At 56.7% G+C, this 19,688-nt stretch carries 18 protein-coding genes; 8 read left to right on the top strand and 10 right to left on the bottom strand.

Annotation, left to right across the window (positions count from 1 at the left end):
• The 3 genes from Q6A51_RS23400 to Q6A51_RS23390 all read right to left on the bottom strand — a co-directional run.
• Nucleotides 1-698: aldehyde dehydrogenase family protein (locus Q6A51_RS23400; protein WP_304575839.1), on the bottom strand; the 698-nt coding region annotated here is incomplete at its 3' end.
• A 72-nt stretch (nucleotides 699-770) separates the two neighbouring features.
• The gene (locus Q6A51_RS23395; protein WP_095058174.1) at nucleotides 771-2,411 is read right to left on the bottom strand and encodes a GMC family oxidoreductase; all 1,641 of its coding nucleotides are present in this window, start codon (nucleotides 2,409-2,411) and stop codon (nucleotides 771-773) included.
• A gap of 16 nt (nucleotides 2,412-2,427) precedes the next feature.
• Entirely contained in the window at nucleotides 2,428-3,102 is a 675-nt protein-coding gene (locus tag Q6A51_RS23390; protein WP_048393001.1) for an NADPH-dependent F420 reductase, read from the bottom strand.
• A gap of 189 nt (nucleotides 3,103-3,291) precedes the next feature.
• Between Q6A51_RS23390 and Q6A51_RS23385 the strand changes: the two genes are divergently transcribed.
• Nucleotides 3,292-4,185 carry a LysR family transcriptional regulator gene (locus Q6A51_RS23385; RefSeq protein WP_048392999.1) on the top strand — a complete coding sequence of 298 codons (894 nt, stop codon included), beginning with the start codon at nucleotides 3,292-3,294 and terminating at the stop codon, nucleotides 4,183-4,185.
• A 146-nt stretch (nucleotides 4,186-4,331) separates the two neighbouring features.
• On the opposite strand, the gene Q6A51_RS23380 is transcribed toward Q6A51_RS23385, so the two are convergent.
• From Q6A51_RS23380 to Q6A51_RS23365, 4 genes are all read right to left on the bottom strand, one after another.
• Nucleotides 4,332-5,309 (bottom strand): ketopantoate reductase family protein, encoded by a 978-nt coding sequence (locus Q6A51_RS23380; protein WP_095058173.1) that lies wholly within the window; start codon nucleotides 5,307-5,309, stop codon nucleotides 4,332-4,334.
• Nucleotides 5,310-5,430: 121 nt separating this feature from the next.
• Nucleotides 5,431-6,219, bottom strand: a complete 789-nt coding sequence (locus Q6A51_RS23375) for an HpcH/HpaI aldolase family protein (RefSeq protein WP_048392996.1) — start codon at nucleotides 6,217-6,219, stop codon at nucleotides 5,431-5,433.
• A gap of 92 nt (nucleotides 6,220-6,311) precedes the next feature.
• On the bottom strand, nucleotides 6,312-7,763 hold the full coding sequence (locus Q6A51_RS23370; protein ID WP_304575838.1) for an aldehyde dehydrogenase family protein: 1,452 nt from the start codon (nucleotides 7,761-7,763) through the stop codon (nucleotides 6,312-6,314).
• 41 nt (nucleotides 7,764-7,804) lie between these two features.
• Nucleotides 7,805-8,629: an SDR family NAD(P)-dependent oxidoreductase gene (locus tag Q6A51_RS23365; RefSeq protein WP_048392992.1), complete on the bottom strand. Its 825-nt coding sequence runs from the start codon at nucleotides 8,627-8,629 to the stop codon at nucleotides 7,805-7,807.
• 534 nt (nucleotides 8,630-9,163) lie between these two features.
• Between Q6A51_RS23365 and Q6A51_RS23360 the strand changes: the two genes are divergently transcribed.
• Together Q6A51_RS23360 and Q6A51_RS23355 are read left to right on the top strand one after the other, a co-directional pair.
• Complete coding sequence (locus Q6A51_RS23360) at nucleotides 9,164-10,003, top strand: hypothetical protein (protein ID WP_048392990.1); 840 nt, start codon at nucleotides 9,164-9,166, stop codon at nucleotides 10,001-10,003.
• A 112-nt stretch (nucleotides 10,004-10,115) separates the two neighbouring features.
• The gene (locus Q6A51_RS23355) at nucleotides 10,116-11,567 is read left to right on the top strand and encodes an NAD-dependent succinate-semialdehyde dehydrogenase (RefSeq protein WP_235868230.1); all 1,452 of its coding nucleotides are present in this window, start codon (nucleotides 10,116-10,118) and stop codon (nucleotides 11,565-11,567) included.
• 135 nt (nucleotides 11,568-11,702) lie between these two features.
• On the opposite strand, the gene Q6A51_RS23350 is transcribed toward Q6A51_RS23355, so the two are convergent.
• The gene (locus Q6A51_RS23350) at nucleotides 11,703-12,641 is read right to left on the bottom strand and encodes a LysR family transcriptional regulator (RefSeq protein ID WP_095058170.1); all 939 of its coding nucleotides are present in this window, start codon (nucleotides 12,639-12,641) and stop codon (nucleotides 11,703-11,705) included.
• A 168-nt stretch (nucleotides 12,642-12,809) separates the two neighbouring features.
• Here Q6A51_RS23350 and Q6A51_RS23345 point away from each other — a divergent pair, with 168 nt between their 5' ends.
• The 5 genes from Q6A51_RS23345 (at nucleotide 12,810) to Q6A51_RS23325 (ending at nucleotide 16,972) form a co-directional block, all read left to right on the top strand.
• Nucleotides 12,810-13,667, top strand: a complete 858-nt coding sequence (locus Q6A51_RS23345; RefSeq protein WP_304575837.1) for an MmgE/PrpD family protein — start codon at nucleotides 12,810-12,812, stop codon at nucleotides 13,665-13,667.
• Entirely contained in the window at nucleotides 13,664-14,188 is a 525-nt protein-coding gene (locus Q6A51_RS23340; protein WP_304575836.1) for a hypothetical protein, read from the top strand. The genes Q6A51_RS23345 and Q6A51_RS23340 overlap by 4 nt, the downstream gene beginning before the upstream one ends.
• A gap of 91 nt (nucleotides 14,189-14,279) precedes the next feature.
• Nucleotides 14,280-15,044 (top strand): SDR family NAD(P)-dependent oxidoreductase, encoded by a 765-nt coding sequence (locus Q6A51_RS23335; protein WP_048392982.1) that lies wholly within the window; start codon nucleotides 14,280-14,282, stop codon nucleotides 15,042-15,044.
• Between the two features lie 176 nt (nucleotides 15,045-15,220).
• Nucleotides 15,221-16,075, top strand: a complete 855-nt coding sequence (locus tag Q6A51_RS23330) for an MFS transporter (protein ID WP_304575835.1) — start codon at nucleotides 15,221-15,223, stop codon at nucleotides 16,073-16,075.
• Complete coding sequence (locus tag Q6A51_RS23325; protein WP_304575834.1) at nucleotides 16,076-16,972, top strand: aldehyde dehydrogenase family protein; 897 nt, start codon at nucleotides 16,076-16,078, stop codon at nucleotides 16,970-16,972. It abuts the gene before it with no gap.
• Between the two features lie 93 nt (nucleotides 16,973-17,065).
• Here Q6A51_RS23325 and Q6A51_RS23320 read toward each other — a convergent pair whose 3' ends face one another.
• Together Q6A51_RS23320 and Q6A51_RS23315 are read right to left on the bottom strand one after the other, a co-directional pair.
• Nucleotides 17,066-18,088 carry an SMP-30/gluconolactonase/LRE family protein gene (locus Q6A51_RS23320; protein WP_304575833.1) on the bottom strand — a complete coding sequence of 341 codons (1,023 nt, stop codon included), beginning with the start codon at nucleotides 18,086-18,088 and terminating at the stop codon, nucleotides 17,066-17,068.
• Between the two features lie 130 nt (nucleotides 18,089-18,218).
• On the bottom strand, nucleotides 18,219-19,592 hold the full coding sequence (locus Q6A51_RS23315) for an MFS transporter (RefSeq protein ID WP_048392973.1): 1,374 nt from the start codon (nucleotides 19,590-19,592) through the stop codon (nucleotides 18,219-18,221).
• Nucleotides 19,593-19,688 lie beyond the last annotated feature (96 nt).

Raw genomic sequence — 19,688 nt, 5'->3', positions numbered from 1 at the left:
GCTGCCTCGCCTACCTGCGCACCGGCACCGGTCGAGCCCGTGAAGGAAACCATGTCGACATCGGGATGCCTCGACATCGCCTCGCCAATCACTCGCCCCGAGCCGTTGAGCATGTTGAAAACGCCCTTGGGTACGCCCGCGGCATCCAGCACCTCTGTCAGCAAAATAGCGCTGACCGGAGAGTTGATACTGGACTTGGATACGACTGTACAACCGGCGGCCAGCGCATAGATCAGCTTGATGACGGTTGTCTGGATCGGCCAGTTCCAAGGCGAGATCAGTGCGCAGACACCCAGGGGTTCACGGCGAACGATCGTATTGCCAATTCGCGCCTCGAACTCGTACGTCTTCAACAGGTCGCGAGCGACCTTCATATGTTCGATTGGCCCCATGACCTGAGCACGGGCGCTGCAGGGAATACCCACCTCTTGCGCAATGGCCTGTACAAAATCATCGGCGCGCAATTCGTAGGCTTCGATGATACGGTTGATCAGGTCGTAACGCTCATCGAGGGAAGACTGCGAATAGCTTTTGAATGCACGCCGAGCTGCGGCCACGGCAGTGTCCACCTCTTCAACGGTCGCCATGGCGACCGTGGCAAACGCTTCTTCGGTAGTCGGATCAATCAATTCCTGGCGCTGGGAGGTCGCGGCCTCTACCCATTCACCGTCGATATAAAACTTCGCGTAATCGTGCATCTTGCTGGTGCCTCCAGTTGTTGTTATTCGGTGAGGATTTTCGTGACAGGTGGCAACACGGTACCCGCCGATTCAACCAACAGTTTCGACCGGCGAACTGCTTGCCCGGCGAGCCATTGCATCTTCACGAATCAGGTCGGCGGCTTTCACACCAATCATGATGGACGGCGCATTGGTGTTGCCCGACGTGATGAATGGCATGATCGAGGCATCCACCACCCGCAGTCGCTCGATACCGCGGACACGCAGTCGTTCGTCCACCACCGCCATCGCGTCGTTACCCATCTTGCAGGTGCCGCCCTGGTGGTGGGCCGAATTGCCGGTTTCGACCAGATAGTTGTAGATATCTTCATCGGTACGAATGTGGGGCCCCGGCAATTCTTCCGAAACCACGCGAGACTTGATGGGCTCGCTGTTCATGATTTTGCGTATCCAGCGCACACCACTGATCACGGCATTGATGTCGTAATCGCTGCTCAGGAAATTTGGTGTGTAATCGGCCGGGTCAGACGGGTTGGTTGAGCGCAGCGTCACTGTTCCCGTGGTGCTGGGACGCAACTGATAGACCGACACCCCGAGCCCGGGATGCTTTTCAACGTCAACCGTGCCGTCAGGGAAGTATTGAAAGGTCATGGGCCGAAAGCTGATTTGGAGATCAGCGTAGTCCTCGTCCGGGCTACTTTTAACAAACGCCGCGACCTGGGAAGAGCCAAGGGCAAGATACCCTTTGCGGGTCATCAGGTAACGGAAGCCTTCCCAGTACTTTCGCAGGCCTACGAGGTTGGCGTTGTACGAACTGTCTGGGGTGCAACGGAAGGCTGTGTGAATATAAAAATGATCCTGCAGGTTTTGCCCTACTCCTGGGGAATTCAGAACTTCGGGAATTGCGTGTTTTTCCAGTTCAGCCCTTGGGCCGATGCCGGACAACATCAGCATCTGCGGTGTCTTCAGCGAGCCTGCTGACAGAATCACTTCGCGCGCCGCATAGATACGCTCCAAACGGCCACTCTTCAAAACCTCTATACCGACAGCGGTACGCCCCTCGAATAAAACGCGCTGCAGCTCGCATCCGGTTCGAACCGTCAGGTTCGGCCGTTCAATGACAGGCTCGATAAATGCCCGGTAAGTCGACATCCGTTGCCCGTCCTGGATGTTGTGCTGCATGAAACCTACGCCATCGTGCAAGGCGCCGTTCATGTCCTCGGTCACCGGGATACCGATACGGTTAGCGGCCTCTATAAAATCGTAGCTACTCTTTTCTTTGACGACCGGATCACTGATCCATAGCGGACCATTCGCTCCGCGATATTCATCGCCGCCCCGCTCAAAGTGCTCCATCTTTTTGAAATACGGCAAGACATCTTCATACCCCCAGCCTGGGTTGCCCAAGGCACGCCAGCCGTCAAAATCTTTTTGGTGACCTCGGATGAATACCATGCCGTTGATGGAGCTGGATCCACCGAGCAATTTGCCCCTAGGCCAGTACATCCGACGCCCTTGAAGCTTCTCCATTGGCGAGGTGCGGAAATTCCAGTTCAATGACTTATTGAAATAGAGCTTGCCCATTCCCGCGGGCGTATTGACCCAGAAACGATCTGAAGCAGGTCCCGCCTCAATAAGCAGGACGTTGTTCCGGGGATCGTCAGACAAACCGCGCGCAACCGGACAGCCCGAAGAACCGGCACCGACAACGATGTAATCATAAATCTGCATGTACCCGCTCCTCCCGCTATTTCCCGACGCGGGAAGTGCCTTTGAACAACCTGTCAAAACGCTCGAAGCGATAAGCCCATTCGGGCCCCTGGTCCGTTTCGTAAGCCAACACTGCGGAGAGCATCGCGAAAGGCTCTATATAACGGGCAACCTTCAGAGCCCCAGCGTCCACCGGATCAAAGCCCACCTGACTGATAAGATCCGAAACTGTGGCTTTACTGGCTTCGTCCTCGCCACAGAAGATCAAACTGGGACGTAACGCCTCGCCCCTGGCCGCGAACACATCGAACAGAACTTCACTGGGCGTCGACTGGAAGGCCGCAACGACATGGGCCCCAGGTATCATCTGTGCCAGCGTTTCCGCACCGGAAATCGTGTGGCCGATGACAAGCTCGGTGTCCTCTTCGTTTAAAGGATTGCAGCAGGTCATGACGATTTTGCCGCTCAAGTCATCCACCTGGCTGAGGACGTCAGGCACTTGAAGCCAATGCACAGCCAGGAGGACCAAGTCAGCATTTAATGCCGCGTCTGCCGGTGTGCTGGCCTGTGCATTTTTACCTGCCGACGCAGCCAGATCGGAAAGTTTCTGCTGATTACGCGAGTAACTGAAGGAGACCTCATGGCCAACCCGGGCGAACATGGTGCCCAGATGACTGCCCATTCGGCCGGAGCCCAGGATTCCGATTCTCATGAAAGGCCTCTTGCTATTTTTTCGATTAAAAACACGGATGGCGTTCGGGTGAAAGGCTCGACGGCGAATAGAGGTATGATCCAAATTGATTAATCCCCTACACGATCGGCATGGCCAGCTCATGAACATAGATCCTTGGCGCGGGCGCTTGAGCTGATACAGTATTCGCCCCCACGCAGAGAATGATGAATGGCAAAGGAACACTACAGCGACCTGCTCGCGCTCATTGCAGTTGCACGAGAGCAAAGTTTCACGCGAGCGGCCTCCCAGCTGGGAATCTCTCAATCGATGCTCAGTCATAGCATCCAGAGACTGGAAGCTCGGGTCGGGGTACGTCTGCTCACTCGAACGACCCGCAGCGTATCCGTTACCGAGGCCGGTGAACGTCTGCTCAATACCGTTGAACCGCGGTTACGGGAAATCGAAACCGAACTGATCGCCGTGGCCGAACTTGGCGACACCCCCGCCGGTAACATTCGCATCACCGCAACCGACCATGTCATCGAAACGGTTCTTTGGCCGAAATTGGCGCAAGCCCTGCCGAAATACCCACAAATAAGTGTAGAAGTCGTTATCGACTATGGCTTGACGGACATCGTGGCCGACCATTTCGACTTTGGCATCCGGCTCGGGGACGGATTGGCAAACGGGATCGAAGCCGTTCGTATCGCTCCCGACATGCGTTTTGTAATGGTGGGCGCGCCGTCCTACATGGAGTCTCGTGCCATGCCCACCAGACCTCAGGACCTCATGGAACATGAATGTATAAATATGCGCCTGCCAACACGTGGAGGCCTGTACGCGTGGGAGCTGGAAAAAGACGGCCAGGAAATCAATACGAGAGTCAAAGGCAGGCTCGTATTCAATGGCATCAATCAGATTTTGGATGCCGCTGTATCGGGTTTCGGACTGGCCTATGTTCCCGAGGACATCGCCCATCCCCATCTGGTTGATGGCACCCTGGTCCCTGTCATGGAAGCCTGGTGGAGAACATTTCCGGGACTGCACCTTTACTACTCAAGCGAGCGCGAGAAGTCTCGGGCGATGCAGGTTCTAATCGATGAGTTACGGTACCCCGGATAGTCACCGACGCTCTGAGCCTCTTCCTTCTTCGCATCTGAAAGTGCCATGCAGGGGCACTCAGGGGCAGGTCCCGATCAGTAGAGACCGACTCATACCAATCACTAATGAGGTTGCCGCGCCGGGCATCGGCGCGGGCTTTACCGAACTTAGTTGTCGTACAGACCGGCGGCTTTCGCCCGCTGCACAGCCAGGTCAACCACCAGATCAAGCGCAGGCGTCTCGACATCAGCCAGCCGTGCGAGCTCCAGCGGGGCCCTGAGTATCGTGTCGACTTCCATTGAGCGCCCCAGCTCGAGGTCTTGAAGAATGCTTTGTTTATGCGTCGAAACGGCCAATCGACGAAGCCCCTCCTCGACATCTCCCGGGTCGCATCCCAGCTTCCGAGCAATCGAGGCAGCCTCGTTTGCCATAGCCTGGGCAGTTTTCGAAATTGCTGGGCTAGCCAGCGCTTGCTTCATCGTCGACGCAGTCAGAATGGCCAGCGATCCACCCGTCAGATTGATGACCAGCTTAGTCCAGATAGCGTCCCGTATCCTGTCGGTGACTTCAATTTCCAGCCCCCCTCTGATCAAACACTCGGCCAAAGCATCCAGGCGCGCATCCGATTTCCCATCCGGGCGCCCGAGAATGAGCCGGTTACGTGGATTTTCCGCCTTGATCACTCCCGGCGCGGTAACCGTGCAAGCGGTATAAGCGACCGCACCCACTACGCGCTCGGGGGCAATGGCAGCCGTCAGGAGCGATTGCGGATCGATCCGAGGAAGTGATGCCCCCTCAAGCATTCCTCCTTGGCCTTGCAGGTACCACCAGGGAATGCCATTCAAGGCGAACAACACCAACGTTTCATCGCCCAATAATGGCTTGATACCTGCCACAATCCCGGGAAGCGCTGGTGCCTTGACCGATACAACCACGACGTCCTGTCGACCCAGCGATGAGGGATCATCGGTGGCCACTGGCTGACTCACGAAAACGCCATCCTTTGTTTCCACGCGCAATCCATTTGCGCGGATAGCAGCCAAATGCTCTCCCCGAGCGACCAGAGAAACCTCGGCTCCCCCCTCAGCAAGTCTCGCTGCAATATGCCCGCCGACAGCGCCGGCTCCGTAAATGCAAACTTTCATTCTTCTGCTCCGCTGCACGCACTCCAGCGGGCGAATCAAGGCATCACGCACGGACGCCTTGAGTCACCCTACGTTCGTGCAGTACCGATAGTTGTTGAGGCTTAGCTGCAGATCAGCCGGGTTATGCAAACTGTTGGCGTTTCTGTATCGCCGCCGCGAGAAGAAATGAGATGTCGTTGCCGGTTGAAACATATCGTGCGCCCAACGCCACGAGCTCTTTGATCAAGTCGGGCCGGCTGCCCAACCCTCCTACACCGAGAACCTTATTGTTCGCCAGACAGGCATTCAACACGCGCCTGTAGGCGTTACGCACCAGTTCATGGTCCATCTCGCCAGACACACCGAGGGCGCTGCTGAGGTCGTTGGCCCCCACCAGCAGGATGTCGACGCCTTCTACTGCTGCGATTTCCTCAACCGCTTCAAGACCTTCCAACGATTCGATCATGGCAATAATCATCGTCGCGTCGTCGAGTTGCTGCGTAGCGTCTACTGCGGGCAGGGATCGATAGTGAAATTGCGGCGGCGCGCCGGCCACCGACCGTTCGCCCAGCGGGGCATGCTTGGCCGCTCGTACGATAGCCCTGGCATCTTCCGCCGACTGCACACTTGGAACAATGATGCCCAAGGCGCCGGAGTCAAGCACGCGCGCGATGAAGTGCGGGTCTGTGCTGGGCACGCGCACGAATGGAGTTACGTCCAGACCGAGACACGCCATGCATACTTGCCCAGCAGCTTCCAGGGAATAGCTGCTGTGTTCCATGTCGATGTAGATCGAATCGAAACCTGCCGTATAGGCAATGCTGGCGATGTCAAAGGTTCTGACGAGCCGAGATGTCATCGAATACACCGTCTCGCCCCTGGCGAGCTTTTCTTTGACCCCGTTTCTGAGTGACGCATTCGAAGCATTCATGTTTTTGTTCTCTGAAAAGATTCATAGGCAAGCACTGCACTATTGCCAGGGCTGTGCACAGTAGTGCCGTGGCCCTGGATGGAGCATGGGTATCAGGCCTTCAATGACGGTAGCGTCGCGGCCTCTTCTTCAAAGCCATAGACCGACTTGATTTCCAGGTACTCTTCCAACCCAAATACCCCCATCGAGCGACCGATTCCGGATTGCTTGTAACCCCCCATTGGGGTCAAAGAGTTAGTCGCCGCGCCATTGAAGCAAACACGCCCGGCCCGCAGGCCGCTGGCAAACTCATAGGCTTTGCGCCGGTCCCCGCCAAATACATAGCCACCCAATCCATAAGGCGAGTCATTGGCGATTTCCAGTGCCTGCGCCTCGGAGGAATAGGGCACCACCACCAGGACCGGTCCGAAAATCTCTTCGCGGCAAATACTCATGTCCGGCGTCACGTCGACAAACACGGTAGGGCGAGTGAAGAAGCCACGCTCAAAGCCTTCGGGGCGTCCCGGACCGCCAGCGATCAACCGTGCACCTTCATCGATTCCCGCCTGGATGTGACGCTGAATGCTATTGAATTGAGCCTGGCTGACAATCGGGCCCATCGTTGTGGAAGGATCACGCGGATCCCCTAGACGGAACTGGTTTGCTTCGTCAGCCAGGAACGGAATGATCTGCTCCACTTGGCTTTCATGCACCAGCATGCGGCTCGGTGCGTGGCACGATTGCCCCGTATTGAAGAAGCAACGCTGTACGTTCCAACGTGCGGCCTTTTCGAGATCGGCGTCTCGCAGCACGATATTCGCCGACTTCCCGCCCAGCTCCAGACACACGCGCTTGATGGTGCGTGCAGCTGCCTCGCCTACCTGCGCACCGGCACCGGTCGAGCCCGTGAAGGAAACCATGTCGACATCGGGATGCCTCGACATCGCCTCGCCAATCACTCGCCCCGAGCCGTTGAGCATGTTGAAAACGCCCTTGGGTACGCCCGCGGCATCCAGCACCTCTGTCAGCAAAATAGCGCTGACCGGAGAATTGATACTGGACTTGGACACGACCGTGCAACCAGCGGCCAACGCATAGATCAACTTGATGACGGTTGTCTGAATTGGCCAGTTCCACGGTGAGATCAGCGCACACACGCCCAGGGGTTCGCGGCGAACGATCGTGTTGCCAATCCGAGCTTCGAACTCATAGGTTTTCAGCAGGTCCCGAGCCACCTTCATGTGTTCGATTGGCCCCATGACCTGAGCCCGAGCGCTACGAGGAATACCCACCTCTTGCGCAATGGCCAGGACAAAATCATCGACGCGCAGTTCGTAGGCTTCGATGATGCGGTTGATCAGGTCGTAACGCTCATCGAGGGAAGACTGCGAGTAGCTTTTGAATGCCCGTCGAGCCGCGGCAACCGCGGTGTCCACCTCCTCAACGGTCGCCATGGCGACTGTCGCAAACACCTCTTCAGTGGTCGGGTCAATCAACTCCTGCCGATGGGGCGTTGCGGACTCTACCCATTCACCGTCGATATAGAACTTGGCGTAATCCTTCATCTTGCGGGTGCCTCCAACTGGTATGCGGCGAGCGTCTGGAATCAGCTGCTGTGGGTGTAGCCGCCATCACAGGCAATGGTCTGGCCGGTGATGAACGACGCCGCCGGGGTGGCCAGGAACAACATGATTCCGACAAGGTCGGTGGGCAGCATTCCACGGGGAATGCACTGCAAGGCTGCCGCGCGCTGACGCAGCTCAACTGTGGGATTGGCGACCCGCTCCACTTCCGTGGCAACGCTACCGGGACGAATGCAGTTCACAGTGATGCCGTGTGGTCCGAGCTCTCGAGCAAGCGAGTTGGTCATGCCGATCAGCGCCGATTTCGACGTGACGTAGTGCAGGTAATTCATCGTGCCGCGGGGCACGGCGTCTGAGGAAATATTGATGATTCGGCCGAATTTCGCGTCACGCATGGCCTGAGCAACGGCGCATACGCACAGATAGGTCCCAGTGATATTGACGTGCAGGACCTTCTGCCATTGTTGATATGGAATTTGATCGAACGCGCATTTTTCCAAGGCTGCGAAAATGGATGCATTGTTGATCAAGACGTCGATACGCCCATGAACCTTCAGGACCTGCGCGACCATGGCGTCAACCGAGGCCTTGTCACCCACGTCGACTTGCACTGCCAAGGCCTGACCACCCGCGACCTCAATTTCTTGCACGACCGAAGCCGCCTTGTCGAGATTCAGATCAGCGATAACCGGAAAGGCACCTGCCGCCGCGTACTGCCGGGCCAGTTCTCGGCCAATGCCCTGGCCCGCACCGGTGATGATCACAACCAGTTCCTTGACGCTGAAATCACGGGCCTGCAGCGGAACGCCGGAGTCGGCGGGGGCGTGGGTAATGGATGATTCGCTCATGTCTATTCCTGGATTGAATTTTTTGTGAGGCCACAGGGACCTTTTTTTAAGTTGTTGTGAGTCACGCTTGGCCCTGGCAGAACCCAAACATCCTGCTCGCCCTCAACCGCTGATCAAGGGGGCTGACCGGCAACTGCCCGCCCTCCCCCCAAAAGTCCCGGTCATCGACGATTGATGCAAAACGATGAAACCACCAACCTGCGAATAGAATTATGTCGAATTGTGGGATTTGTCAAGCAAATCGACATCCTTGGATTCCGACTAAAAAAGCTTTATTAACGCCCCTACTCCCGCTCATACCGCCTTTATAGAGCTCATCTCTACCCTGAAGCACCAATGAAAAAGCCGACAACGCCAGCTTGTCATCCCGCCCAATTCAAAATTTGACCATATCTCACAGTGCGGGATATATTTAATCCGTGATCACAAATCGATCTTGGGGTTCCCATCACTACACGGGCGCCGAAAAACATCCCGCTGACAGGATTGAATAATCCAGCCACGACCAACATTCAGTTAAACGAGGAATGAAAAATGCGAGTAGGCAAGGCTGCAGACACGAACAGTGAAATGGTTGGAACCATGCGTGAAGGCAAGCTCGCGCAAAAGCATCTGCTGTTTGGCGAAGACGGTTCACCCAACAACTACGACTTGAACATGGGTCGGGCTGGCTCCGGGGGCTGGAGAACGCCACGCCATCGTCATAATTTCGATCAGATCCGCTACGTCATCAAAGGCGTCCTGCCTTACGGCGAGAACCAGTTTCTCAAACAAGGCTGGGTGGGTTACTTCCCGGAAAGCGTTCCCTACGGTCCTCAAGATCGTTCCGAGGGGCTTGAGACGCTCGTGCTGCAACTCGGCGGCGCCAGCGGCTTCGGCTACCTGAGCGTCGCCCAGCGTGAAGCGACAAATGCGATCCTCAACGAGAAAGGCGAGTTCAGGAAAGGCCTTTACTACTGGAAGGATGAGAACGGCAACGAGCAAAGCATGGACGGCTCCGATGCCTGCTTCGAACATGCGACCGGGCGCAAATTGCAGTTCGCCGAGCCTCGCTATACCGATGTGATCGCAATGAACCCCGATGCCTTTGACTGGCTGCCAGAAGGTTCGGAAGGTGTCTCGGTCAAGTGGCTCGGCACCTTTACCGAACGAAACATGCGCATCGGTTTTGTTCGACTGGACGCAAACGCTGTGTTCGGGGCCGGCCAGCACCCTTCCCTCCAGGTTCTCTATCTCACAAAAGGCCGACTCGCCGTTGGCAATGATGAATATGGCCCTGAGACCGGCTTTGAATTGCTGGCAAACGAAGGTCCCGTCGCCATGCGCGCGCTCGAACCAACCGAGCTGCTTTGTGTGGTCTTCCCGCAATTCTAAAGACGATAGCCGCGCGGCTTGTGCTGTGAGCAGCTCGTAAACAGCGCTGCGGTCGGATAGGACTGCAAATAATTATTCAAGGGATACTCCAATGTCTAATGCAAACAATAAGATCACCCTCAACGACCCTGAGCTGCTGAGAAACCAGAACTACATCAACGGTCAGTGGGTGTCCGCCGATAGCGGTGCCGTGATTGAGGTACGCAATCCTTCGACAGGTGAGCTCGTAGGCACTGTCCCATCCATGGGCGCGGAAGAAACCCGCCGGGCAATCGAGGCCGCCGGAGCAGCGCTCCCGGCCTGGCGCGCCATGACTGCCAAGGCTCGTGGCGCAATCATTCGTCGAATCGGCGAACTGATGCTGATCCACAAAGACGACCTGGCTACCATCATGACGGCCGAGCAAGGCAAACCCTGGGCGGAAGCCAAGGGAGAGATCGAATATTCGGCTGGTTTCCTGGAGTGGTTTGCCGAGCAAGGGCGCCGCGTGTATGGCGAAACCATGCCTGGGCACGTGCCGGGCCGGCGTGTCTTGATCACCAAAGAGCCGATCGGGGTTTTCGCTGCGATCACACCATGGAATTTCCCGTCAGCGATGATCACCCGTAAAGCTGGCCCCGGCTGGTCGGCAGGCTGCACCGGGATTATTCGCCCCGCCTCGCAGACGCCTTTTTCTGCCCTTGCCATTGCAGTGCTCGCCGAGCGCGCCGGCATGCCCAAAGGCGTTTGTAATGTCATCACCGGCCCTTCAGGTGCGACCGGTGGCGAACTGACCGGCAACCCGATCGTACGCAAGCTGTCTTTCACCGGATCGACCGAAGTGGGCCGTGTGCTGCTGGAGCAATGCGCCAAGACCATCAAGAAAACATCCATGGAGCTCGGGGGCAATGCGCCTTTCATCGTTTTCGACGATGCGAACCTGGATGAGGCGGTCAAAGGCGTCATGGCGTCCAAGTTCCGTAACACCGGCCAAACCTGTGTATGTGCGAACCGCATTCTGGTTCAGGATGGCGTCTACGATGCCTTCACCGAAAAATTGAAAGTCGCCGTGGAAGCCTTGTTCGTGGCGGATGGCATGGAAGAGGGAGCCACCCAAGGACCGCTGATCAACCAGGCATCAGTGCTCAAGGTCGAACAGCACATCAACGATGCCCTGGCCAAAGGTGCATCGGTCATCACTGGTGGTGCCCGACACGCAAGGGGTGGCAACTTCTTCCAACCTACTGTGCTGGCCAATGTGCCGAAAGATGCGTTGATCTTCCGCGATGAGACCTTTGGCCCGGTCGCCCCGCTGTTCCGCTTCTCGACTGAAAAAGAAGCGATCGATCTAGCAAACGACACACCGTTTGGCCTGGCGAGCTACTTTTACGCCCGAGACCTGGGCCGCGTTTTCCGTGTGGCGGAAGCTTTGGAGTACGGCATCGTCGGTATCAACGAAGGCTTGATCTCCACCCCTGAAGTACCTTTTGGTGGTGTCAAGGAAAGCGGCCTGGGTCGGGAAGGCGGCCATAACGGTATCGAGGAATACCTCGAAATTAAATACATGGCGCTGGGCGGCCTGTAAGCCAATAGGCCTCGCCATTCTCTAAAAGCGCGGGCGCGTTATGCGCCCGAAGCCCTACGACGGCTATTTTGCTGACCACATATCAACCCTGCCAATTCGTGATGCGCGAAGGCTCATGTTCGCCTCGAAAACGCGTCACCTCAATCGCCAAACGCCTCCTACCCCCAGCTCGTCGTTGCCTTTGAGCTGCTCCTCCAAAAACTCACAGAAACCTTGTGCTGCCGGAGACATCGCACGTGTGCTTGAATGGTAAATACACACCTGCCTGGTGACTTCCGGCTGAACAATCGGCCGCATCGTCAACCCGAGTAGTCGGGCCAGTAATCCCACGTATGCCGGGCCCAGTGTGGCTGCCATGCCCTGTGCTGCAATCCCCAACGCCGTACTGACATTCTCAACAATGTCCACGGGGATGATTCGTCCTTGCTCGAACTGTCCCCCGTGAGTGAGCGCGACGGTGCGTTCATAGTCGCGACCCGCGACAACAAGCGGTTGATGCCTTAACTGGCTCCACGGAATGCTTTGATATCCCGCGAGCGGATGGCTTGCCGAGCACCACAGCACCCAGGGACTCTTGAAAAGATCCTTGCGCACAATGTCATCTCCCACCGGCTGATCTGCGCCGATAGCAAAATCGGCGTCTGCATTGCTCACCCTATCTACCAGGCCATCCACGGGTGCGTCGCGTATACGAATTACAAGCTTAGGCCGCGTCCGGGTGTACTCCTTGATCAACGCTGGAAGCACCGAACTGGCCATGATCAGTGGAGCTGCAATCCGAACGACACCTGAAGCCCTGTTGCAGATGTCGTCAGCGGCGTTCTGTGCCAATTGCATGTGTTTGAGAACGCTCGTGGCTGAAGGAAGAAACTCCCTACCTGCCGGGGAAAGGACGACGCTGCGCGTCGTTCGATCAAATAAACGAAGCTCTAGAGCCAACTCCAGATCACCTACCAACTGGCTGACCGCAGAACTTGAAAGACTCAGTTGCTCACCAGCTTTGCGAAAACTTCTTGCCTGCGCCACAGCAACGAACGCAGCCAGCTGACGCGGGGTGAAACGTGGATGCGGCATCGGGCGGCCCTTTGATTATCCAGTTTTGCTTAATGATAGTCCGTAATTCATTGCTTGTTGATTGTAAGTCTCACCGGCAGATTGAAGGCGCTCACTAAGCCCACGGACGGGCTGCACAGGTGCTCAAGGAAGGTCCCAATAACAATTTCCCCGAGTGAAAGCGCCACTATGTCAACGATCGATTTAAGCCATGAAATTGCGCGTCATGTCGCTAATACCCGCTATGAAAATCTACCTGCTGAAGCCATTGAGGCGGCCAAAAAATCCATTCTGGACACCTTGGGCGTCATCCTTGCCGGCAGCGGAATGGAGCCTGCAGTCCAAGGCGTAGCCGATATCGTGCTGAACGGCGGCGGACGTCCAGACTGCTCCGTCCTGGGATTCAACAGCAAAGTTCCTGCCCCGATGGCCGCCTTCGCCAACGGGGTAATGGCCCACTGCTTGGATTACGACAACCAGACCCCATGGGGTGCGCACCCTGACAGTTCCGTGGTACCTGCCGTTCTCGCCATCGCACAGCACAAGGGCGGTGTCAGCGGCATGGACCTGATCACTGCGGTAGCCCTGGGCGAGGACCTTTTCGTCCGGCTGCGATGCAACGTGCGCTGGAAGCAGGATTGGAACCTCTCCTCTGTCCTCGGAGTGTTTTCCGCCGCCGCAGCTGCGGGCCAGATTCTGGGACTGAATGCAAAACAACTTGCTCATGCCCTCGGCATTGCGAGCATGCAGTCTGCCGGGACAATGGAAGTCATCTTCGGTATCGGCAGTGATCTGCGCGGCATGTACGCAGGGTTCACAGCCCAAGGCGCAGTGCTTGCAGCGCTGATGGCGGAGCGAGGGATAACTGGAATCAACGATCTGTTCGAAGGCAAGGCCGGCATTTTCAACGTCTACTTCGGCGGCGAATATGATCGCGCCAAAATGGTTGAAGGACTGGGCAAGACATTTTTTGGCGCTTCGATGATCTACAAAGCCGGCCTGCGGTCGGCAACGTGCATACCTATATTCACGCAGCGATTGAAATGATGCGTGAACATTCCCTCAAGGCCAGCGAGATCGAGCAGATCTACGCCTACGTGGGCGACTTCCATATGCGCATGTGCACTCCCCTCGACGTGCGCCGCGCCCCGAAAACTCTCGTGGATGCGAAATTCAGTCTTCCTTACTGCGTTGCCTTGGCCCTGGCACGCGGGGAAATCCGAATCAGCGATTTCAATTCGGCAGCCTTGGCCGATCCGGAAGTGCTCGCTTTAGCGCAAAAAATCGTTCCGATTGAGGACAGTGATCTGGACTGGAAAGTGACGATCCCCGATGGCCGCCTGGAAATCCTCATGCGCGACGGCCGACGGCTGCAACGCAAGGGCGACAACGTCCCGGGCAGCCCGGAAACGCCATTGCCCTGGGATCGACTGATTTCAAAATTCCGGGACTGCGCTTCGGTCGCTGCACATCCTGTGGCACCGGATGCCATCGATGCGGCTGTGCAGATGGCGCGAAATCTGGAGTCTTTGGACGACTGCGCCAAATTGCTGAACGCACTGAGCTAACCGCAAAGGCTTCCTCCTCGGCAGCCGGACGTTCGACTGCTTTTCCCAACGTTGAAATCTAGTCACTCATCCAACAATAAGAGGTGCATTCATGAAACGGTTCGAAGGCAGAGCAGTTCTGATAACGGGCGCAGCCAGCGGGATTGGCGCGGCTTGCGTGCAACGCTTGTACGACGAAGGTGCAAGCGTCGCAATCGCGGACATCGATCAGGCTCGAATCAACGATATAGCGGCTCGGTTCGATGAACCCGAGCGGGTTTACGCAGCAGCACTCGATGTATCTGATCCCGAGCAGGCGAAAACATTTGTCGCTGAAGCTCAAAACAAGTTGGGCAACCTGCATGGGCTGATCAATTGTGCCGGGATCAAAGGTGTCGGCAACGTTCTCGACTGCGATCTGGAAAACTGGAAGAGAGTGATGGCGGTGAATCTGGATGGCACGTTCTTGATGTGCCAAGCCTTCGCACGCGCGGTCCGAGACGACAAGAGCCCGCGCGCGATCGTCAACATTTCCTCAGGTGCCGGCATCCTCGGCGTTCCGAATCGTTTGCCCTATGTCGCGTCGAAGTTTGGCGTTTCCGGCATCACCCGCACCATGGGCGCGGAACTCGGAGCCTTCGGAATCCGCGTGAATGCCATTGCACCTGGGATGATCCGCACTCCGTTCACCGCCTATATGTTCGAAGACCCCGAGAAGACCAAGCGCATTCGAGCAGCGCACGCGATCGGTCGCGAAGGCGAACCAGAAGAGATCGCAGCAGTCGCCGCGTTCCTGCTGACCGATGACGCAAGCTTCATGACTGGAGCGGTGGTCAGCGTCGACGGAGGCCAGACCGCCTGCATTCCGCCGGTGTAACGCCGGGCTAAAACCGGCACCTCCCGATGGCGTTTATCTATCAGAAACGCAGGGAGAGTGCCGTCAGCCCGGCGAACAATACGCATGCGAATCGCGGCCCCAAAAAGAGCCTTAGAAGACCTAAGCAATCCAGGCGCTGCGCAGAACAACGCTGAATAATAATAAGGGAGAACACCATGACAACTGCCGATGACACCGCGGCAAAAAAGGCATTTCGGCGACTGATGCCGTTAATGATTGTCTGCTATTTCGTCGCTTATCTGGATCGCGCAAACGTAGGATTCGCCGCACTTCACATGAGCAAAGACATCGGCCTCACCGCTGCCGCGTTTGGGCTGGGTGCCGGGCTGTTTTTCCTGACTTATTTTTTATTCGAGATCCCCTCCAATCTGATGCTGGCCCGCTATGGTGCACGACGTTGGATAGCGAGAATATTATTTACCTGGGGCCTGATGTCCGGGGCCATGGCCTTCGTTACCACGGATACGGAGTTCTATGCTCTGCGCCTGTTATTAGGCGCAGCAGAGGCAGGATTTTTCCCAGGAATCACTTACTTCGTGACACTCTGGTTCCCCGCCCGTTATCGCGCCCGGGTTATGGGAACGTTTCTGTGCGCAGCTCCAATATCGCTATCACTCGGGGGGCCGGTCTCCGGTGTGCTTCTGGAGCTCGACGGAACCCTCGGCATTCCAGGCTGGCGCTGGATGTTCTTTCTCGAGGCGCTGCCGGCGATTGTTCTTTCGTTCGTCGTTCTTCGGTATTTGACCGATCGCCCCCACGACGCAACCTGGCTATCTCCTCAAGAGAAACAAGCGTTGGCTGCACGTCTGGCCGAGGATGCCGACGCCTGCCCTCCTTTGCCCCATGACAGCCTGTTTCGTGCATTGACCAGCGCACGGGTTCTGCTGCTGGGGCTGGCCAACTTCGCGATCGTCGTAGGCGCCTATGGCGTAAGCTTTTTCCTTCCCAGGATCATCAAGGAATTTGGCCTTGGCGATCTGCAGACCGGATTAATTTCTGCCGTGCCTTAATTGCCGGATGGCGTCCTCAATGTGGTAACCGGACTTGGTTCGGATATCGGCGCGCCCCTCGTCGAGCACCCGGACGTTGCGATGGTCACCTTCACCGGCTCTGATCTGACCGGGACAAAGGTATACGAAACTGCTGCTCGCCATATGAAACGAGTCGCCCTGGAGCTGGGCGGTAAATCGCCTAATATTGTCTTCGAAGACGCTGACCTGGAGCTGGCCGTTGCCGGGGCGGTTTCCGGTATCTTCGGTGGCGGAGGTCAAATGTGCACGGCAGGCTCACGCCTGTTGGTGCAGAGTTCGATTCTTGAAACCTTCACTGAGCGGTTGCTCGAAAGCGCTCGGTCCGTGAGGCTCGGTAACCCCATGGATCCAGCCACCCAAATGGGTCCCATGTCCACCGCACCACAATACCGAAAAGTACTGGAATACATCGAGATCGCCCTGGGCGAAGGGGCGCATTGCATTCTGGGTGGCAAGCCCGCAACCGGACCCGGCCTCACGGGCGGCCAATTTGTCGAGCCCACAATATTTGTCGGCGTTTCAAACGGTATGCGTATCGCCCAGGAAGAAGTATTCGGTCCAGTCTTGTCCGTCATTGCCTTCGAAGACGAAGCCGAAGCTATTTCGATCGCGAACGACATCCCTTACGGATTGGCTGCAGGCGTTTGGACGCGCGATACTGGACGATTGTTCAGGATGTCCAAAGCACTGGAGGTTGGAACCGTCTGGGGTAACACTTACCGCACCTACAGCTACATGATGCCGTTTGGAGGCATGAAGCGTTCAGGCATCGGTCGCGAAATGGGGATCGAAGCCGTCGACGAGTTCCTGGAGACGAAAAGTCTCATGATCTCGATTGCAGATGCGCGTCCGGGTAACAATTTCATCCCACGCTAAAGCATGACCAAGTTGCTGTTTACCCACTCACTTGGGCGCTAGTCAAACTGGAAGCGGGCACTCAACAAAGCCGCTTCCAGCTCATGCCCCCCTTTACTGATGGGAAAACAGTGGAAGTGCCTGCGCAAACCCTCGCGCCCGGAAAATCATCGACCCTTGCCCCCGATCACCGTCGTTCGCCACAAGATACACTTCCCGGGTGCCTGGCTTGAGAGCCATGCTGGTAGAGAACAGGAAATGCCCCGTTTCTCTACCCGGTAGCAGAATCTGTCCGATTGGTAGACCGTTGGGATTAAGTACCAGTACGCGCCCCTGACTGTATTGCGCGACATAGACGTTGCCGTCTGCATCCACCCTCATCGAGTCAGGCGACGGCCCATGGAAGCGGTAAACCACCACCGCCCCGAACGGCGCAATTGACTGTGCGTCCTTTAGCTCAACGCGGTGCAGCAACCCCGTACCAAACTCTGTGACCCACAATCTCTTCCCATCCGGAGAGAGAGCTATGCCGTTGGCGTTCGCCATATTAGGCAGGATTGGCACAATGCTCTTGTGATCGGCTGGCACGTAATATACGCCGCCAGTGGGCTCCGTGGAGGTGCCCTTAAGGTCGGTAAAGTAGAAGCCGCCGTGAGCATCGAATACCAGATCATCGACCAGGAAACCCTTATTCGCGTCGATAATCACCTCAGGTTTTTTACCGTTGGCATCGTAGACCGTAAGATTGCCTGTATCGACGTAATTCCCCAGCCCGGCGACAAACAAGCGCCCGTCCTTGTGTATGGCGAGGCCCGCAGAACCACGCGCGTTTTTCGCCACCACCACCTGAAGCTGGCCTTGAGTGTCGACCTTCAGTACCTGTCCGCCTAATACTTCCACAAATAACAGATTGCCTTGGCGATCGAAGGCGGGTCCTTCCAGTTGCCATGCCTCGTCCGTCACTTTGAACCAAGGCTGCGCGGTGATTGTAAGCAGATCCTTTTCTGCTGCGGCTGTGGCGTAGAACTGTTGGCCCTGGGTCGGGTAGTTCAACGTGGGTAAGGTGTCCGAATTATCTGCCAGTGACAATCCGGAAGTCAGCGCTATGGCAAGGGCTACTAAGGTCGATTTCTGCATGGAACAACACCTCTGTACTTATTTTTGGAGTGGAGTGCCTGGGCCTGCGTACTTTGGATATGAGTGAATAAAACACAGGGACGTAAGCGCTTTTGACATACACCACGGTCCCAAGAATTTTCCTCTTCGTTCAGCTTGCCAAATCCCGCCCGCGGGTTTCTTTCACCAGAAACCGCACAGCCAACACCGCGATAAGTGCCAGCGTCATGAAGTAGAAAATAAAGGCATTGGGCGAAACATATGCCGTCAGCCATGACTTCATGTAGGGCGCGGTTCCGCCGAATATGACGGCTGAAACAGACGAGGGAATGCTGATCACCTGGGCCCGGACCCGGTTGGGGACCAGTTCACTCATAAAGGCGACCTCAGTGGAGGCCACCGCCGCGAAGAAGAACAAGCCGATCGCCATGGGCAGCAGAATCTGCAGAAAGCTTGGACCCAGTAAAAAATGTTGTAGCGGGTAAACGAGCAGGAAAATGGCCCCGAATCCAACTGTGTAGTTGAAGCGCCGCCCGCGACGGTCAGAGATATAAGCCCAGACGGGCAACATGAACAGGTACATGACCTGCGCGACGAGGACCGCCCAATAGGCATCCTTTGGCTTGGCCCCAAGCATGGTGATGGCGTAATCGCCAAAGGTTACGAGCATGGTGTATGAAGCGACATAATTGGCGGGCCAGATCAGGAACAAGATCAGCACCGTCTTTCTGTATCGCCAGACATTTCGCCAATAGCCGTTATCCTCGAGATTCGCCTGGTGCTTGGCATCCTCGTAGGTGGACGATTCGTCCATTCCGTGGCGCAGGAATACCGTCAAAAGCCCATACAGAACGCCAATCGCGAAGGGAATGCGCCAGCCCCAGCCCTGCATGTCTTCTGCACTGAGGACCGAGCTGAGGATCGCGCCGAACAGCGTTCCTTGGATGATGCCAAGAATCAGTCCGATCGGATAAGCGCAGCTCTGCAGCGTTCGCCATTTAGGGTCGGCCATTTCGCCCACATAGACGAACGCCGAGATACTCTCCATCCCATGGGCAAGCCCCTGCATCAGCCGAGCCGCCACAAGCACAAACGCCGCAGTGGCCCCGATGGAACCGTAGGTCGGGGCGCAGGCGATGACCAAGCTGCCCAGGGTGGCAAGCATCAAGGCGCACAGCATGATCGGCTTGCGTCCGAAACGGTCCGCCAGTCTGCCGGCCAGCATCGCTCCAACCGGCCGCGCGAGAAAGCCGATGGCGAAAATGCCGAGCACATTGAGCGACGCGGCAAGCGCGCTGTCCTGAGGGAAAAACAACCTGGAAAAATAAGGAGCGAACGTCGCATAGACGACGAAATCGTAATACTCGAACGAAACCCCCAGCACGCCTCGAATCAGCGATTTTCGACGAGCCTTTTCAGCCGACAAGGTTGCGTCCGAGGGGCGGATCGGATGTTGTTCTTCAATAGGTTTTGCGTAACGCGGAGATGAGTCGGCCGTCTGGCCAAAGGAGTCTGTACCTGCCATTTTTATTGTCCTTGTGATGACCGTAAGACGGCCGCCTTCCATCGCGAAAGACGGCATCCAGGGATACTTCACTCACTGATGATCGATCCAGCTGGC

It is taken from the genome of Pseudomonas serbiensis, from assembly GCF_030580745.1.
GTDB lineage: Bacteria > Pseudomonadota > Gammaproteobacteria > Pseudomonadales > Pseudomonadaceae > Aquipseudomonas > Aquipseudomonas serbiensis.
This window is presented reverse-complemented; position numbering and strand designations above follow the sequence as displayed.

Excerpts from the sequence above, each read along its gene's own strand:
- Q6A51_RS23380 (WP_095058173.1), bottom strand. The coding sequence starts at position 5,309 with ATGAAAGTTTGCATTTACGGAGCCGGCGCTGTCGGCGGGCATATTGCA.
- Q6A51_RS23350 (WP_095058170.1), bottom strand. The coding sequence starts at position 12,641 with ATGCCGCATCCACGTTTCACCCCGCGTCAGCTGGCTGCGTTCGTTGCT.
- Q6A51_RS23365 (WP_048392992.1), bottom strand. The coding sequence starts at position 8,629 with ATGAGCGAATCATCCATTACCCACGCCCCCGCCGACTCCGGCGTTCCG.
- Q6A51_RS23320 (WP_304575833.1), bottom strand. The coding sequence starts at position 18,088 with ATGCAGAAATCGACCTTAGTAGCCCTTGCCATAGCGCTGACTTCCGGA.
- Q6A51_RS23395 (WP_095058174.1), bottom strand. The coding sequence starts at position 2,411 with ATGCAGATTTATGATTACATCGTTGTCGGTGCCGGTTCTTCGGGCTGT.
- Q6A51_RS23390 (WP_048393001.1), bottom strand. The coding sequence starts at position 3,102 with ATGAGAATCGGAATCCTGGGCTCCGGCCGAATGGGCAGTCATCTGGGC.
- Q6A51_RS23375 (WP_048392996.1), bottom strand. The coding sequence starts at position 6,219 with ATGAATGCTTCGAATGCGTCACTCAGAAACGGGGTCAAAGAAAAGCTC.
- Q6A51_RS23360 (WP_048392990.1), top strand. The coding sequence starts at position 9,164 with ATGCGAGTAGGCAAGGCTGCAGACACGAACAGTGAAATGGTTGGAACC.
- Q6A51_RS23315 (WP_048392973.1), bottom strand. The coding sequence starts at position 19,592 with ATGGCAGGTACAGACTCCTTTGGCCAGACGGCCGACTCATCTCCGCGT.
- Q6A51_RS23385 (WP_048392999.1), top strand. The coding sequence starts at position 3,292 with ATGGCAAAGGAACACTACAGCGACCTGCTCGCGCTCATTGCAGTTGCA.
- Q6A51_RS23370 (WP_304575838.1), bottom strand. The coding sequence starts at position 7,763 with ATGAAGGATTACGCCAAGTTCTATATCGACGGTGAATGGGTAGAGTCC.
- Q6A51_RS23340 (WP_304575836.1), top strand. The coding sequence starts at position 13,664 with ATGATGCGTGAACATTCCCTCAAGGCCAGCGAGATCGAGCAGATCTAC.
- Q6A51_RS23335 (WP_048392982.1), top strand. The coding sequence starts at position 14,280 with ATGAAACGGTTCGAAGGCAGAGCAGTTCTGATAACGGGCGCAGCCAGC.
- Q6A51_RS23345 (WP_304575837.1), top strand. The coding sequence starts at position 12,810 with ATGTCAACGATCGATTTAAGCCATGAAATTGCGCGTCATGTCGCTAAT.
- Q6A51_RS23330 (WP_304575835.1), top strand. The coding sequence starts at position 15,221 with ATGACAACTGCCGATGACACCGCGGCAAAAAAGGCATTTCGGCGACTG.